Consider the following 14,413-nt stretch of genomic DNA (forward strand, 5'->3'; position numbering starts at 1 on the left):
AGAAGCATGGGTGCCGAGCCGTCTCACCCGCCGCTGCGCTCCGACGCCCGGCACAACCGCGAGCGGATCCTCCGGGTGGCCGCGACCCTGTTCGCCGAACGGGGGCTGGACGTCCCGATGGCCGCGATCGCCCGGCACGCCGGCGTCGGCGTGGCCACCCTCTACCGCCGGTTCCCCACCAAGGACTCGCTGGTCACCGAGGTGTTCACCGAGCAGTTCGCGACCTGCGCGCGGGTGCTGGAGGTCGCCCTGGCCGACCCGGACCCGTGGCGGGGCTTCCGCACGGTCGTGGTGGAGATCTGCGCGATGCAGGTCGCCGACCGGGGTTTCGGCACCGCGTTCCTGGCGGCGCTCCCCGACGCGGTCGACGTGGAGCGGGAACGGGCCCTGGCGGACCTCGCCGGCCTGATCGCCCGCGCCCAGGCCGCCGGTGCGCTGCGCGCGGACTTCGTCCCCGCCGACCTGCTCCTGGTGCTCGCGGCCAACAACGGCCTCGTCACCGGATCGGCCGAGACGACCCGGGTGGCGTCCCGGCGCCTGGTCGCCTACCTGCTCAACTCGTTCCGGGCCGACCACGCCGACCCGGCCGCACCCCTGCCGCCACCGGCCCCGCTCACCGTCCACGACGTGCGCTAGCTGGTCGCGCCCCGTCGAGGACGTGCTCGACCCAGACGTTGGGCTCGACGTAGACGCCGACGTCCGATCCCGCCGACACCAGGACCGGGGCCAACGCGCCGGCGACGACGTTGGCCCCGTCGACCAGGCGGACCCCCGTCCACGACCGCCACCGGTCCAGCCCACCGACGACCGTCATGGAGAACGGCGCGACCTTCACCACCCGGCCGCCGAGCCGTTCGTGGGTGCGCAGCCACGGGTCCTCCGGCAGCCCGTCGGCCCGCCGCCGCGCGAGGAACTCGCCCATCGGCACCAGCGGGTACCGGTCCTTCGACGTCGGGCGGACCGGGACGACCAACCGTCGCAAGCCCCGCTCCCGCACCGCAGCGCGCAGGCGGGTCAACGCCTCGGTCGCGATCCCCCGCCCCCGCAGACCTTCCGCGACCTGGACGTCGAGCGCCGCCGCGCAGGTCGGAACCCGCCCGTCCAGCGCGTCCTCGACGGCCCACAGGACGACGCCGTCCCACCCGTGGTCGGGCAGTTCGGCCCGCTCGGGATCGGGGAAGACGAACGGCACGCCGACCGCCCGCGCCACCGGGACGCCGCCGTCGAGCAGGACGAGGAAGTACTCGGGCCACCGAACCGCCAACCGCCGTGCCCGGACCAGGGCCGCGACCGCGTCGTGCCCGAGGAACACCGCCCCGACGCCGCCGAGCGCGAGCGCCGGCCCCAGCAGATCGGGCCGCTCGGCCAAGCTGGTGACGTCCACGCCACACTCCGTTCCGCCTCCGCCGACTCAGTCCTTGCAGACGTTCCTACTCGACGGGGCGTCCGACCAACGGGGTTGACCGTCCGCTGCGTCGAGGGCGCGCGACACGATCCGGTAAGCGACCTCGCCCCCGCGACGTAGCAGGGCGGTGGCCGTCGACCGGGTGACGAATGTGTCGCCCAGGTCCAGCACCAGTTCCAACAGCGTTTCCCGAGCCTGGTCGACGTCGGCGAACGACGCCGGCGCGCATCCCGCGTCCGCACGGTCGCGGTAGTCGGCACTACCGGCAAGCACGACGAGCGGGTCGACCACCGCAACGCGACTGTCGTTCATCACCACCCGATTCCCCGCACCGCCACCGCCGAACAAGTGCCACAAAGTCGCCTCGGTGACGGAATCTCCGGAACCCAGCCGGAAGGTCCACCGCGCGCGGCCGAACCCGTTCGGGGAGCCTTCCCCACGCGCAGGAGACTGCCAGGGGCCGGGGCGACCAACGCGGTGGACTGCTCGGTCCGGGAAGATCGTGCCGCTGCTGCCACAGCTCGCCGCCCGCACCTGGTCCGCGCGCAGCGGTGCCCTGCGGTATGTGCTGGGGAGCGCCGCCGATGCGGCCTGCGGGTTTCTGGTGCCCCCGGTCAGAGTCGAACTGACACTGGACGGATTTTGAGTCCGCTGCCTCTGCCGGTTGGGCTACGGGGGCCAGTGGGAGCACTCTACTGGATCAGCCGGACGGGCCGGCGCGTACCCCTCGGCCGCGGTCGCCCCGTCCGGGCCGGCCGCGAACGGGGCCCGACGGCGGTCGCGGCGGCGGTCGTCGGGCTACGAGCGGACCAGGCGGGTGATCGCGGCCGACGCTTCGGCCAGCTTCTCCTCCGCCACCTGACCACCTTCGGCGGCGGCCTGGGCGACGCAGTGCTTGAGGTGTTCGTCGAGCAGGCCGAGCGAGACCGCCTGCAACGCCTTCGTGGCGGCCGAGATCTGGGTCAGCACGTCGATGCAGTACTCGTCGTTCTCGACCATCCGCTGCAGGCCGCGGACCTGTCCTTCGATGCGGCGCAGGCGCTTGAGGTAAGCGTCCTTGTCCGCCGTGTAACCGTGCATCGTCCCGACCTTCCCTACCCTGGGCGGGTATCCGGCCACCAGGATAGGCCACCCGACCGGGTGTGACCGGCACCACGTGTGACGCCGAAGGCGGCCCTCACATTTCGGGGCTGGTGGTTTAGCCTGCGAAATGACCCGTCCGGGGGCATCGGGACATTTTCGCGGCGAAAGGTTAGGCGATATTCCTTCCGTGCACTATGGTGTCGTCCGAAGCGTGTGGCGCAGATACAAGGTGACGGCAACACGCGCTATGCGAGCACACACGGAGGAACAGTGGCACAGCAGACCGTCGTCCAACTCATCGACGACCTCGACGGCAGCGAAGCCGCCGAGACCGTGACCTTCGCCCTGGACGGTGTGGAGTACTCCATCGACCTCTCCAAGGACAATGCGGACAAGCTCCGCGAGTCCCTGGCCGACTTCGTCGCCAAGGCGCGCCGCGCGGGTGGCCGCAAGCAGCGCAAGGGCACCGGCAAGAGCACGGTAAAGGCTGGTGACAAGGCCCAGGCGCAGGCCATTCGAGACTGGGCGCGGGCGCAGGGGCACCAGATCTCGGACCGCGGCCGCATTCCCCAGGGCCTGGTCGTGCAGTTCCAGGAAGCCCACGCCTCCTGAGCCGTCCCGGGCGTTTTCCCCTGCGGCCGCAACCGTGCCCGCCGCAGGGGACAACACCGGGAACCGCAGGTCAGGGCATTCACTCCCGGCCCGGAAACCCGGCACCGAGCAGGCTGAGCAGGGCGGTCGCCTTGACCGCCGTCTCCTCGAATTCACCGGCCGGGTCGGACAGCGCGATGACCGCGCCGCCCACGCCGAAACTCACCTTGTCCCGGTCCACCACCAGCGTCCTGATGACGATGCTGAAGTCGGCCGTTCCGGACAGCGAGAAGTAACCGAGCGCACCCGAGTAGACACCACGCGGCCCGGCTTCCAGACCGTCGATGATCTGCATTGTCCGGATCTTGGGGGCCCCGGTCATCGACCCGCCGGGGAACGCCGCCCTAACAGCGGACACCGCCGAAGCGCCGGGCCGAAGTCGCGCCCGAACGGTGCTGACGAGCTGGTGCACCGTCGCGTAGCTGGCCACCTCGAAGATCCTGGGCACCTCGACGCTGCCCACTTCCGCGCAATGGCCCAGATCATTGCGCACCAGGTCCACGATCATCAGGTTCTCGGCCCGGTCCTTCGCGCTGGTCGCCAAGGCCGTGCGCAAAGCCCGGTCGGCCGCCGGGGTCGCCCCGCGCGGCCGGGTGCCCTTGATTGGCTCGGATTCGACGACACCCTCCCGGTCGATCCGGATGAACCGCTCGGGTGAAGTGCTGAGCACGCTGAGCGCGTCGAAACGGAGCAACGCCCCGAACGGCGCAGGGCTTTCCGCGCGCAGGAACCGGTACGCCTGCCACGGGTCGAGCGCACCCCGCCAGGCGACCTCGTTGGTCAGGCACACCTCATAGGTCTCCCCCGCCGTGATGGCCTCTTGGCAGGCCGCGACGAGTTTCAGGTATTGCGCCCGGTTGTGGCGGAGCACAACGCTCTGCGCGGCCACCCCTGAAACAGGTTCGGCGGGGCCATCGCCGACACGGGTGAGCAACGCCTCCGTTCGGTCCAACCACCCGTCCGAGTCGGTGAGCGTCAACAGATGGACGCTCCGCTCCAGATGGTCGAAGACCAGCGCCCGATCGGCGAACACGAACGCGGCATCCGGTTGCTCCGAACGGTGCGCGAACTCCCCGCCGCATTCCGCTTTCAACTCGTAGCCGAGGTAGCCGACCCACCCGAGGTGGAACTCGAACGGCACGTCCGGCACGGCCACCCGGTTGGCCGCCAGGTCCCGCGCCACCCAGTCGAGGAACGGCCCGGCGAACTCCTCGTCGCCGACCGTCACCCGGCCGGTGGACACGTCGTACTTGGCCACCCGCGCCAACGGCCCGCCGGCGTCGCCCATGACCGAGAACCGCCCCCGGTCCCCGGTCTGGCTGCTGTCGAGCCAGAACGCGTCGGTGGAGGCCCCGTACAGCTCCGCGAACACCCGTTCCGGTGGTGGGTGAACCGGGACCCGCCGCACGGTCACGCGCCGCTCAGGAGCAGGCTCCGCGGCCGGCGGCGGCAGCGGGTCGGCCGCGCCGGCGGACCCGCCGGCGAGGTCGCGGAAGTTGGCCAGCAGCAGGTGCCCGGACGAGGTGCAGATCGACTCGGGGTGGAACTGCACGCCCCACGCGGGCCGGGTGCGGTCCCGCACCCCCATGAGCACGTCGTCGGACGCCGACCAGGCCACCGCCTCCAGCGACGGCGGCAGGTCGGTGACGGCCAGCGAGTGGTAGCGCACGACGGGCAGCGGCTGGGGCAGCCCGGCGAACAGGTCGACGCCGGTGTGGCGGACCCGGTCGACCACGCCGTGCCGGGGCGTGACCCGGCCGACGGTGGCGCCGTGCGCGAGGCACAGGCCCTGGTGCCCGAGGCAGACGCCGAGCAGCGGGAGGTCGCCGTGGTCGATGACGGCGCGGCACAGGCCGAAGTCGGCGGGGTTGTCCGGGCGGCCGGGACCGGGTGAGATCACCACGCTGTCGAACCGGCGCAAATCGGACATCCGGAACCGCGGGTCGTCGTTCGCGACGACGACCGGCTCCCGTCCGTTCACCTGGGCGAGCTGGTGGAACAGGTTGAACGTGAACGAGTCGTGGTTGTCGATCAGCAGGGTCCGCATGGCAACACAGCACGGTACCTGCCGAAACACCCGGATGGACCACCCCGGAGAGGCCGGACACACCAGCCTCCCCGGAGCGCGGACCTCAGTCCAGGTGGAACTTCGGGTCGGTCGCCAGCGCCGCGAGCTGGTCGCGGGTGAACACCGGGGCGGACAGCGCCGGGTAGCCGGCGCGCCGGAACTCGGCGGCCTGGCCGATGAACACCAGGGTGCCGTCGTCGTGCTGGTGGACGACCAGCTCGTCGAGGTCGGACTCCGTGCCGGGCCGGGCCGAGACGAAGCCGACCCGCTTGCCGCCCGCGTCGACCTCCGAGCAGGGCCCCTCGATCGGCCAGGCGGCGGCGACCGCGCCGCACGGCGAACCGTCCGACGCCTTCGCGGTGCCCTTGGTGGCGACCTGGATCCACAGCCGGCCCACGGCCGACGAGCCGCTCTGCATGACCGGGGTCGTCGCCATGTACTCCCAGATCTGCCCGTCGCCGTCGTAGTAGCCGACGAACTGCGACTGGGCGCTGCGCATCGGCCCGGACCACTGGTCGCCGATCGGCTGCATGTCCACGGCCTGGAACGTCGGCGGCAACGCCGAGCCCAGGTCGTTGAGCACCCGCACGGACTTGTCGGCGCGGGGCCCGCTGGTCGCGGTCCGGTCGGTCTGCCCGTCCGGCCAGGACGTCCGGGTCGCCCCGGACGGCTCGCCGGTCCCGGTCGGCGCCCCGGTCCCGGTCGGCGACCCGGGAACGGACGGCCGCCCGGTGGTCGTGACACCGCCGGACCCGGTCGGTTGGGGACGCGGGTCGGACGACTGCCCGCCCGCCTGGATCACCGCGCCACCGGACCCGGCGCTCAACTGCGGCACCAGCACCGTGCCCACGGCGATCGCGACCACGGCCAGGCCCGCCACGGCGGCGCCCCAGCCCGTCGCCCGCCTGCGCCGGGCGGACCGGCCGGCCGCCACGGCGGCGGCGGGGCTCATCGGCGGCGGCGGGCTGCTCGCCACCATCGCGTCTCGCAACGCGCTCTTCAGCTCGTCCTCGTCCATCACACCTTTTCTCCCTGCTGCGGGGTGATCAGGCCGCGCAGCGTCTGCAGCCCCCGCGCGGCCTGGCTCTTGACGGTTCCCTCGGAACAGTCCAACGCCCTGGCGGTGTCCTCGACCGACAGGTCTTCCCAGTACCGCAGGACCAGGACGGCGCGCTGCCTCGGCGGCACCTTGGCCAGCGCTTCGAGCAGCACCAGCCGGTCCTCCGCCGAGCCCCGACCGACACCGGCGGCCTCCGGTGTCGACTCGCTCACGCGTTCCTTCCTGAACCACCCCCGGCGCAGCTCGGACACGAAGGTCCGGACCAGCGTCTGCCGGGTGTAGGCGTCGAGTGCCTCGTGGCGGTTGATCCGCGCCCACGCCACGTAGATCTTGGCGAACGTGGCCTGGACCAGGTCTTCCGCCCGGTGCCAGTCGTTGCACAGCAGGTACGCCGTGCCCCGCATGGCCTCGGACCGCGCCGCGAAGTACTCGGCGAACGCGGCGTCCCGATCACTCATCTGTCTCCCCCATCACGCGGTACCGGGTTAGTCACGCCGGCAACGGCTCCAGCGGTTGCACGGGTTCGCCGTGTTTCGTGGAGACTTGGCATCACACCACCCAGGAGGCCGCACGTTGTTCGTCGTCCTGTTCACCCTCGTCATGGGCGCGACCCACTACTACGTGTGGCGGCGTGCGGTCCGTGACACCACCGGGCCCGGCCGGGCGCGCCGCGTCGGCACCGCGCTCGTCGTCGGGCTGTTCGTGCTGCTGATCGCCGGTATGACGCTCAACCTGGGCGTGCTGGCCTGGCCCGGGTACCTCTGGCTGGCCTGCGCGTTCTACCTGGCGCTGCTGTTCGCCCTGCTGGAGGTCCCGCGCGCCCTGCTGCACCGCGCCGCCCGCCGCAGGTCCGGCACACCCGCGCCGGCACCCGCGGGCAACCCCGGACCCGTGGGCAACCCAGGCCCCGCAAGCAACCCCGGACTTCCGAGCGACACCGAACCCGTGAGTGCTCCGGAACCGGTGGAGACGTCCGGACCGGCCGTCGCCTCGGAGGTCACCACGCTGGACCCGGCGGCGGGCGCGGCACCCGTGTCGGGCGCGCCGGGCGACCCGGGCCGGCGGTTGTTCATCGCGCGGTCGCTGGCGGCCGTCAGCGGAGTGGCGGCGGTGGGGGTCGTGGGTTACGGCGCGACGCAGGCGCTGGGCGACCCGGTGGTGAAGCGGGTGCCCGTCGCGCTGGGCAAGCTCGACCCGAAGCTGTCGGGCTACCGGATCGCCGTGGTGAGCGACATCCACCTGGGCCCGCTGCTGGGCCGCGCGCACACCGAGCGCATCGTCCGGATGATCAACGAGCAGCAGGTGGACCTGGTGGCGATCGTCGGCGACCTGGTCGACGGCACGGTGGAGGAGCTGGGCGAGGCGGCGGCCCCGCTGCGCGACCTGGTGAGCACGCACGGTTCGTTCTTCGTCACCGGCAACCACGAGTACTACTCGGGCGTGCAGCCGTGGCTGGCCGAACTGGACCGGCTCGGCGTGCACCCGCTGCGCAACGAGCGGCTGCGCGTCGAACGGGCCGGGGCGGCGTTCGACCTGGCCGGCGTCAACGACGTGACCGGTCGCGGCTTCGACGACGGGCCGGACTTCGCGCGGGCGCTGGACGGGCGCGACCGGAGCAGCCCCGTGGTGCTGCTGGCGCACCAGCCGGTGCAGGCGCACGAGGCGGCCCGGCACGGCGTGGACCTCCAGCTCTCCGGCCACACGCACGGCGGCCAGATGTTCCCGTTCCACCTCGCGGTCGGCTTGCAGCAACCCGTTCGCAGCGGTCTGGCCACCGTCGACGGCACCCAGGTCTACACCAGCAACGGTGTCGGGTTCTGGGGTCCGCCGGTCCGCGTGGGGGCTCCGCCGGACATCACGGTGGTGGAGCTGCATCACAACTTCGCCGGCCGATAGGGCTTTCTGCACCGAAACCACCTAGAGTGGACGGCCGTGCCAGCACACGGTTGCGGAGGGGGACCCCTAGCGAGATGAAGACGAGCTTTGCCGGCCAACGGCTCCACAACGAGGCAACAGCTCGTATTCGTCGTTTCCTGGACCATGGGCAACCCGCGACGCCGTGCCTGGTCATCGACCTGCCCACGGTGCGCGACCGGTTCACCGCGCTGCGCGACGCCCTGCCCGGGGTGGGGATCTTCTACGCGGTGAAGGCGAATCCGGAGCCCGAGGTGGTCGGGCTGCTGGCCGCCGAGGGGTCGGGCTTCGACGTCGCGAGCCCCCGCGAGATCGACCTGTGCCTGGCCAGGGGCGCGAAGCCGGAGACGATCTCCTACAGCAACCCCATCAAGAAGGCCCGGGACATCGCCTACGCGCACAGCCGCGGCGTGCGGTTGTTCGTCTCCGACAGCGAACAGGACGTGCGGGCGCTCGCCGAGCACGCGCCCGGCTCGTCGGTGATGCTCCGGATCTTGGTGAACACCAACAGTTCCACCTACCCGTTCGGGAAGAAGTTCGGCTGCGCGCCCGAGATGGCGGCGGATCTCCTGCGCCTCGCGCACGGCCTGGGTCTGGTGCCGCTGGGCGTGGCGTTCCACGCCGGCTCGCAGCAGCTGGACCCGACCGGCTGGGACGCCGCGATCGCCGACGCCGCCGAGGTGACCGCGAAGCTGCGGGCCGAAGGTGTGCCGCTGTCAACGGTGAACCTGGGCGGTGGCCTGCCCGCGGGCTACCTGGACCCGTTGCCGCCACTGGCCGACTACGCCGCCGCCATCACCGCGTCGATCGCCCGGCACTTCGGGGAGTTCGCGCCGGAGGTGATGATCGAGCCGGGTCGCGCGGTCGTGGCCGAGTCCGGGGTGCTGCGCTCCGAGGTCGTGCTGGTGTCGAAGAAGTCCTATTCGGACGAACGGCGCTGGGTGTTCCTCGACATCGGCCGCTACGGCGGCCTCGCGGAGACCGAGGGCGAGGCGATCGCCTACCCGTTGCGGACCAGCCGCGACGGCGGCCCCACCGGGCCCGTGGTGATCGCGGGACCGACCTGTGACGCGGACGACGTGCTGTACCAGGCGACGTGCTACGACCTGCCCCTGGACCTCCAGGCGGGCGACCACGTCGACCTGCTGTGCGCCGGCGCGTACACCGCGAGCTACTCCTCCGTGGCCTTCAACGGTTTCGAGCCGTTGGCCACCTACTGCGTGCGATGAGCGCGCTCCTGTCTGTAAGACGCACGACCCCTTCTCAAGATGTTTGGAGTGATTGATGTCCGAACTCCCGTGCGAAGTCGAGCCGGTCGGCTTGTTCGCAGGACAGCACGTGCTCGCCGAACTGCAAGGTGTGAGCCCTGAACTGCTCGACGACGAGCAGTTCCTGCGACACGCCCTCGGCGAAGCGCTCACCCAGGCCGACGCCACCGTGTTGGAGGTGGTCTCCAAGCAGTTCGAGCCGCAAGGGGTCACCGTGTTGGCCCTGCTGTCGGAGTCGCACGCGTCCATCCACACGTATCCGGAAGTCGGAGCGGTGTTCGTGGACGTGTTCACCTGCGGCACGCGCGCCAAACCCGCGCTCGCGGTGCAGTTGCTGGCCACCGCGCTGGGAGCTGCGTCGGCACGGACGGACATGATCAGCCGGGGCACCCAGGTCCCCGCGCTCGTGGGCGAGGAGAAGGCGTGATCAAGGAACCGCTCGGTGCCGGCCTCAACCGGCTCTGGGACGTCGAAGGCGTTGTCGTGGACACGCAGACGAAGTTCCAGCACCTGGTGATCGCGCGCACCGCGCAGGGGTTGTCGCTGTTCTGCGACGACGACCGGCAGAGCACCGAGTTCAGCCAGTTGACCTACCACGAGGCGCTGATGGTCCCGGCGCTGCTGCTCGCCGACCGCGTCGACCGGGTGCTGGTCATCGGGTCGAGCGAGGGCGTGGTGTGCCAGATGGCGGTCGCGGCCGGCGCGTCGGTGGTCGACCACATCGACATCGACGAAGAAGCCGTGAAGCTGTGCGCCGAGCACCTGCCCTACGGCTACACGCTGGACGAGCTCGCCGCCGCCGAGCAGGGCGACGGCGCGGTCCGCGTGCGCTACACCGACGGGTGGGAGCACATCCGCACCACCTCAGAGCGCTACGACATCGTCCTGGTGGACCTGCCGGACGAGCGCGAGGAGGAGGCGCAGCACAACCGCCTGTACGGCGAGGAGTTCCTGCGCATGTGCAAGGCGCTGCTCACGCCGGGCGGCGTGGTGGTGACGCAGGCCGGGTGCCAGACCATGTGGCGCAACAGCACGCTGATCCGCTCCTGGCAGCGCTTCAACGACGTGTTCGACACGGTCGCGTACTACGGCTCGGACGAGCACGAGTGGGCGTACCTGTTCGGCCGCGCCGACGAGGTCGCCGACCCGACCGGGCTGATGGTCGAACGCCTCGCGACGTGCGGCTACCGGCCCGAGACGATCGACGACCTGGCCCTGCTGGGCAACTCGATCCCGCCGTACCTGGTGCGGCGCTCGCTGGCCTGACCCGGCCGTGACGAGGCTCGTTCCCGTTGCCCGGCAACAGGAACGGGCCTCTGCCGTCAGAACGGCAGGCGTTCAGCGGACACGTCGTCAGCGGGCACGCGATCAGCGGCCACGCAGGCAGCGCACGCCGAGCACGGCGTACCAGAGCATCACCGGCAGGTGCAGGGCGTAGCCGAGCTGTTCCAGCCCCGGCGAAACCCCGGCCGTGCCGGTCGTCCACGGCAGGACGACGGCGGCGAGGCCCGACCCGGCGACCGCCGCCCCGGCCCACCGCAGCCATCGCGGACCGGGCAGGGCCGCCGTCGTGGCGACGGTGGCCGCCACCCACAGCAGCCCGGCCAGGTTGACGCCCCACTTGGCCGTCAGCAGCGCCACCTCCGCCGACCCGTGCGCCGGGTCGGCCGCCAACCGCGTCACCGCCAGGTTGCCCGCGTCGTGCAGCAGCCCGGCCAGGCCCGCCGCCGCCAACAAGCCCCCGGCCGGCACCGCCAGGTGACCGCGCAGGCCCGCGCGCCCGCCGGCCACGACGAGCCCGGCGGTGGTCAGCGCCAACCAGCCCACCACGTCGAGCGCCAGTTCGGCCAGGTGCAGGCCGACCTGGTCGCGCACGGCGGTCAGCGCGGCGACCGGATCGGCCGGGTTCAGGGTCAACCCCGATGGCGCGACGAGGGCCGCACCGGCCACCATCGCCACGAACGAGATCAGCAGCAGTGCGCCGGCGAGTCGGGTACCGGGGTCCGGGTGGGTCGTCATGGTCGGCGAAGCTAGGACCCTGCCCCAGGGAGAAGGTCAAGGTGTGGCGGATCGGGCAACTGGCCGGGCTGGCCGGGACGACCGAGCGGACCCTGCGCCACTACGACCGGATCGGCCTGCTCACCCCGGCCTCGGTCGACCCGGTCTCGGGCTACCGGCGGTACGGGGTGGCCGAACTGGTGCGGCTGGAGCGGATCCGGGCGCTGCGCCGCCTCGGGTTGCCGCTGCGGCTGCTGGCCGACGTCGTGGACGCCCCGGACGAGGAGGTCCGGCGGGCGCTGCGGGTCGCGCTGGCCGACCTGGACCGGCAGGTCGCGGAGCTGGCCGAGGTCGCCGAGCGGGCCCGCCGGCACCTGGCCTCGGCCACGCCGCTGCTGCCGCACGTGACCACCGCGCCGGCCACGCGGCTGACCGTGCGCCGGCTGACCGTCGAGCACCCGGCCGAGATCGCGGCGGCCTGCGCGGACGAGCCGTCGACCCTGGTGACCTGGTTGCGCGGCCGGCCCGACGGCACGTTCGCCGCCGCGGTCGGCACCGGGCGCGGCGGCGAACCGCTCGTGCTGCCCGCCCGCACCGCGGCGCGGGTGACCGTCACGGCGGGGCAGGACGTGGTGCGGGCCGGGCACGACCTGTTCGACTGGCTGGCCGGGCACCGGCTCACCGTCAGCGCCCCCACCGTGGAGACGCGCCTCCAGGACGGTGACGGCGTGCGCGCCACCGTCCTGGAGGTCCCGTTCGAGCCCGACCTCAGCCCAGTGACCGCTTGAGGAAGTCGACCTGGAGCAGCAGCAGGTTCTCGGCGACCTGCTCCTGCGGCGTCATGTGCGTGACGCCCGACAGCGGCAGCACGGTGTGCGGGCGTCCCGCCGCCAGCAACGCCGACGAGAGCCGCAGCGTGTGCGCCGCCACCACGTTGTCGTCCGCCAGCCCGTGCACGATCATCAACGGCCGCTCCAGCTTCGACGCGTCCGCGATGAGCGAGTTCGTGTCGTACACCTCGGGCTTCTCGTCCGGGTGCCCGAGGTAGCGCTCGGTGTAGTGCGTGTCGTAGAGCCGCCAGTCGGTGACCGGCGCGCCCGCGATGCCGGCGTGGAACACGTCCGGGCGCCGCAGCACGGCCAGCGCCGAGAGGTACCCGCCGTAGGACCAGCCCCGGATCGCGACCCGGCCCAGGTCGAGGTCCTCCTCTTGCGCCGCGACCGCGTGCAGGGCGTCGACCTGGTCCTCCAGCGTCGCGCCGGCGAAGTCGAACGCGATCGCCCGCTCCCACTCCGGCCCACGACCGGGCGTGCCGCGCCCGTCCACCACGAGCACCGCGAAACCCTGGTCCGCCAACCACTGCGACGCCAGGTAGGCGTTGCGGGCGCTGAGCACGCGCTGCGCGTGCGGCCCGCCGTACGGGTCGAGCAGGACGGGCAGCTTCTCGCCCTGCACGTGCCCGGTGGGCAGCAGCAGGGCGGCGCGCAACCCGCGCTCGCCCACGGTCAGCAGCCGCACGTCCGGCGTGAGCACGGGGGTCTCGGCGAACGATTCGATCGTCCCGCTCGCACCACCGCCCGTCACCGTGACCTTGGGCCCGAAGTGCCCCAGGCCGCTGGACGAGAGCACCACGACGTCCCCGCCGCGCGCGACCCCGTGCACACCGTCCTCAGTGGACAGTCGCTCGACGCCGTCGGCGGTCACCCGGAAGACGTGCACCTGGGTGGGGTCGTCGGTGGACGCGGTCACCAGCACGTCGTCGGCCGCCTCGACCACCGAGCGCACCTGGAAGCCGTCCGGCGTCCACACGTCCTCGCCCACCACCAGCCGGTTCGCACCGGCCAGCGGCACCACCCGGACCAGCCGGCCGTCCGGCAGCCACCGCGGCGAGCCGGGCACGACCTCGATCCAGTGCGGGTCGGTGTCGACCGCGAGCACCTCGACGCCGTCCGGACCGGCCGCCAGCACCTCCACCCGGCGCTGGTCGCGGGACTGGACCTGGAGCAGCGGCCGGCCGTGCGCGGACCAGCTCGCGGTGGTCAGGTACGGCAGGGCCGCCCGGTCCCACTCGACGAACACGCGGCTGCCGTCCAAGCCCAGGATCGCGACCTCGACGTCCGCGTTGGGGGTGCCGGCGGCCGGGTAGGCGATCTCGGCGGCCGGGGTGGCCGGGTTCGCCGGGTCGGCGATGTACCAGCGGCGCACCGGCCGGTTGTCGACCCGCGCGGCCAGCACGTGCTCGCCGTCCGGGGAGAACCAGTAACCGCGGTGGCGGCCCATCTCCTCGGCGGCGATGAACTCCGCCAGGCCCCACGTCACGCCGTCCGCGTCCGGTTCGGCGAGCACCACGTCGTTGCCGGACCCGAGGTCCACGACGTGCAGCGCGCCCGCCACGACGTAGCCGACCCTGCGCCCGGTCGGGTCCAGCCGGGGGTCCACGACACTGCCGCCGACCGGCAGCTCGCGCACCGCGCCGGAGCCCAGGTCGGCGACGAACAGCCGCCCGGACAAGGCGAACGCGGCCTGCGCGACGTCCGCGTCCACCGCGTAGGACACGATGCCGGTGGCCTGCTCACGGCTGCGCTCACGCCGGGCCCGCTCCTCGGGTGAGAGGTCCTCGGGGTCGGTGAGCAGGGCGTCGACGTCGACCAGGACCCGCTCGGTCCCGGTCGCGGTGTCGAACTCCCACAGGCAGTTCGCCCGGCTCGTGGCCGACGCGGTCCGCAGGAAGTAGACCCGGCTGCCGTCGGGTGCGACGGTGAAGTTGCGCGGCGCACCGAGGGTGAACCGCTGGCTGCGCGCTTGCTGGCGCGGGAAGGAGATCTCGTTGCCCACGGTGACACCTTATGGCCTCACCACCGGGTGACCCGGCCACTACGTGCAGCGACCAACCGACACGGCGAGACGCCCAGCCGCGCTGCCCGACCAGCCCCTCACTCCGCCCAACCGCGCGGCCCGGTGGGCAG

At 72.4% G+C, this 14,413-nt stretch carries 15 protein-coding genes and 1 tRNA gene; 7 read left to right on the forward strand and 9 right to left on the reverse strand.

Features of this window, described 5'->3' with window-relative positions; translation table 11 throughout:
* Positions 1-6 precede the first annotated feature (6 nt).
* Positions 7-636 carry a TetR/AcrR family transcriptional regulator gene (locus tag BN6_RS32625; protein WP_015104115.1) on the forward strand — a complete coding sequence of 210 codons (630 nt, stop codon included), beginning with the start codon at positions 7-9 and terminating at the stop codon, positions 634-636.
* On the opposite strand, the gene BN6_RS32630 is transcribed toward BN6_RS32625, so the two are convergent.
* The 4 genes from BN6_RS32630 to BN6_RS32645 form a co-directional block, all read right to left on the reverse strand.
* Complete coding sequence (locus BN6_RS32630; RefSeq protein ID WP_015104116.1) at positions 614-1,384, reverse strand: GNAT family N-acetyltransferase; 771 nt, start codon at positions 1,382-1,384, stop codon at positions 614-616. The two genes, BN6_RS32625 and BN6_RS32630, sit on opposite strands and share 23 nt — an antisense overlap.
* A gap of 27 nt (positions 1,385-1,411) precedes the next feature.
* Complete coding sequence (locus tag BN6_RS32635) at positions 1,412-1,723, reverse strand: hypothetical protein (RefSeq protein ID WP_051075825.1); 312 nt, start codon at positions 1,721-1,723, stop codon at positions 1,412-1,414.
* A 284-nt stretch (positions 1,724-2,007) separates the two neighbouring features.
* Positions 2,008-2,084: transfer RNA gene (locus BN6_RS32640), tRNA-Leu, on the reverse strand.
* Between the two features lie 119 nt (positions 2,085-2,203).
* Positions 2,204-2,485 (reverse strand): metal-sensitive transcriptional regulator, encoded by a 282-nt coding sequence (locus BN6_RS32645; protein WP_015104118.1) that lies wholly within the window; start codon positions 2,483-2,485, stop codon positions 2,204-2,206.
* Between the two features lie 273 nt (positions 2,486-2,758).
* Between BN6_RS32645 and BN6_RS32650 the strand changes: the two genes are divergently transcribed.
* Positions 2,759-3,100, forward strand: a complete 342-nt coding sequence (locus tag BN6_RS32650; protein ID WP_015104119.1) for a histone-like nucleoid-structuring protein Lsr2 — start codon at positions 2,759-2,761, stop codon at positions 3,098-3,100.
* A gap of 79 nt (positions 3,101-3,179) precedes the next feature.
* Here BN6_RS32650 and pabB read toward each other — a convergent pair whose 3' ends face one another.
* From pabB to BN6_RS32665, 3 genes are all read right to left on the reverse strand, one after another.
* A complete protein-coding gene (pabB, locus tag BN6_RS32655; protein ID WP_015104120.1) occupies positions 3,180-5,186 on the reverse strand; it encodes an aminodeoxychorismate synthase component I in 2,007 nt (668 codons plus the stop codon).
* Positions 5,187-5,271: 85 nt separating this feature from the next.
* A complete protein-coding gene (locus BN6_RS32660) occupies positions 5,272-6,225 on the reverse strand; it encodes a hypothetical protein (RefSeq protein WP_015104121.1) in 954 nt (317 codons plus the stop codon).
* Complete coding sequence (locus BN6_RS32665) at positions 6,225-6,725, reverse strand: SigE family RNA polymerase sigma factor (protein WP_015104122.1); 501 nt, start codon at positions 6,723-6,725, stop codon at positions 6,225-6,227. Before BN6_RS32665 ends, BN6_RS32660 begins: the two co-directional genes overlap by 1 nt.
* Before the next feature lie 115 nt (positions 6,726-6,840).
* Between BN6_RS32665 and BN6_RS32670 the strand changes: the two genes are divergently transcribed.
* From BN6_RS32670 to BN6_RS32685, 4 genes are all read left to right on the forward strand, one after another.
* Positions 6,841-8,163 (forward strand): metallophosphoesterase, encoded by a 1,323-nt coding sequence (locus BN6_RS32670; protein WP_041314881.1) that lies wholly within the window; start codon positions 6,841-6,843, stop codon positions 8,161-8,163.
* A 74-nt stretch (positions 8,164-8,237) separates the two neighbouring features.
* On the forward strand, positions 8,238-9,410 hold the full coding sequence (locus tag BN6_RS32675) for a type III PLP-dependent enzyme (RefSeq protein ID WP_015104124.1): 1,173 nt from the start codon (positions 8,238-8,240) through the stop codon (positions 9,408-9,410).
* A gap of 55 nt (positions 9,411-9,465) precedes the next feature.
* Positions 9,466-9,876, forward strand: a complete 411-nt coding sequence (gene speD / locus BN6_RS32680) for an adenosylmethionine decarboxylase (protein ID WP_015104125.1) — start codon at positions 9,466-9,468, stop codon at positions 9,874-9,876.
* The gene (locus BN6_RS32685; RefSeq protein WP_015104126.1) at positions 9,873-10,715 is read left to right on the forward strand and encodes a spermidine synthase; all 843 of its coding nucleotides are present in this window, start codon (positions 9,873-9,875) and stop codon (positions 10,713-10,715) included. Before speD ends, BN6_RS32685 begins: the two co-directional genes overlap by 4 nt.
* A 102-nt stretch (positions 10,716-10,817) precedes the next feature.
* Here the strand turns inward: BN6_RS32685 and BN6_RS32690 are convergent, their stop codons facing one another.
* Positions 10,818-11,468 (reverse strand): hypothetical protein, encoded by a 651-nt coding sequence (locus BN6_RS32690; RefSeq protein ID WP_015104127.1) that lies wholly within the window; start codon positions 11,466-11,468, stop codon positions 10,818-10,820.
* 41 nt (positions 11,469-11,509) lie between these two features.
* On the opposite strand from BN6_RS32690, the gene BN6_RS42650 reads away from it, so the two are divergent.
* Complete coding sequence (locus BN6_RS42650) at positions 11,510-12,235, forward strand: MerR family transcriptional regulator (RefSeq protein WP_158509473.1); 726 nt, start codon at positions 11,510-11,512, stop codon at positions 12,233-12,235.
* Here the strand turns inward: BN6_RS42650 and BN6_RS32700 are convergent.
* Positions 12,216-14,282: a S9 family peptidase gene (locus tag BN6_RS32700; RefSeq protein ID WP_015104129.1), complete on the reverse strand. Its 2,067-nt coding sequence runs from the start codon at positions 14,280-14,282 to the stop codon at positions 12,216-12,218. The two genes, BN6_RS42650 and BN6_RS32700, sit on opposite strands and share 20 nt — an antisense overlap.
* Positions 14,283-14,413 lie beyond the last annotated feature (131 nt).

Origin of the sequence: Saccharothrix espanaensis DSM 44229, from assembly GCF_000328705.1 — a bacterium.
In the GTDB taxonomy this organism is placed as follows: domain Bacteria; phylum Actinomycetota; class Actinomycetes; order Mycobacteriales; family Pseudonocardiaceae; genus Actinosynnema; species Actinosynnema espanaense.

Bases quoted from the DNA above. Each gene is read 5' to 3' on its own strand.
- pabB (WP_015104120.1), bottom strand. From the start codon at position 5,186: ATGCGGACCCTGCTGATCGACAACCACGACTCGTTCACGTTCAACCTG.
- BN6_RS32660 (WP_015104121.1), bottom strand. From the start codon at position 6,225: ATGGACGAGGACGAGCTGAAGAGCGCGTTGCGAGACGCGATGGTGGCG.
- BN6_RS32690 (WP_015104127.1), bottom strand. From the start codon at position 11,468: ATGACGACCCACCCGGACCCCGGTACCCGACTCGCCGGCGCACTGCTG.
- BN6_RS32645 (WP_015104118.1), bottom strand. From the start codon at position 2,485: ATGCACGGTTACACGGCGGACAAGGACGCTTACCTCAAGCGCCTGCGC.
- speD (WP_015104125.1), top strand. From the start codon at position 9,466: ATGTCCGAACTCCCGTGCGAAGTCGAGCCGGTCGGCTTGTTCGCAGGA.
- BN6_RS32625 (WP_015104115.1), top strand. From the start codon at position 7: ATGGGTGCCGAGCCGTCTCACCCGCCGCTGCGCTCCGACGCCCGGCAC.
- BN6_RS32665 (WP_015104122.1), bottom strand. From the start codon at position 6,725: ATGAGTGATCGGGACGCCGCGTTCGCCGAGTACTTCGCGGCGCGGTCC.
- BN6_RS32675 (WP_015104124.1), top strand. From the start codon at position 8,238: ATGAAGACGAGCTTTGCCGGCCAACGGCTCCACAACGAGGCAACAGCT.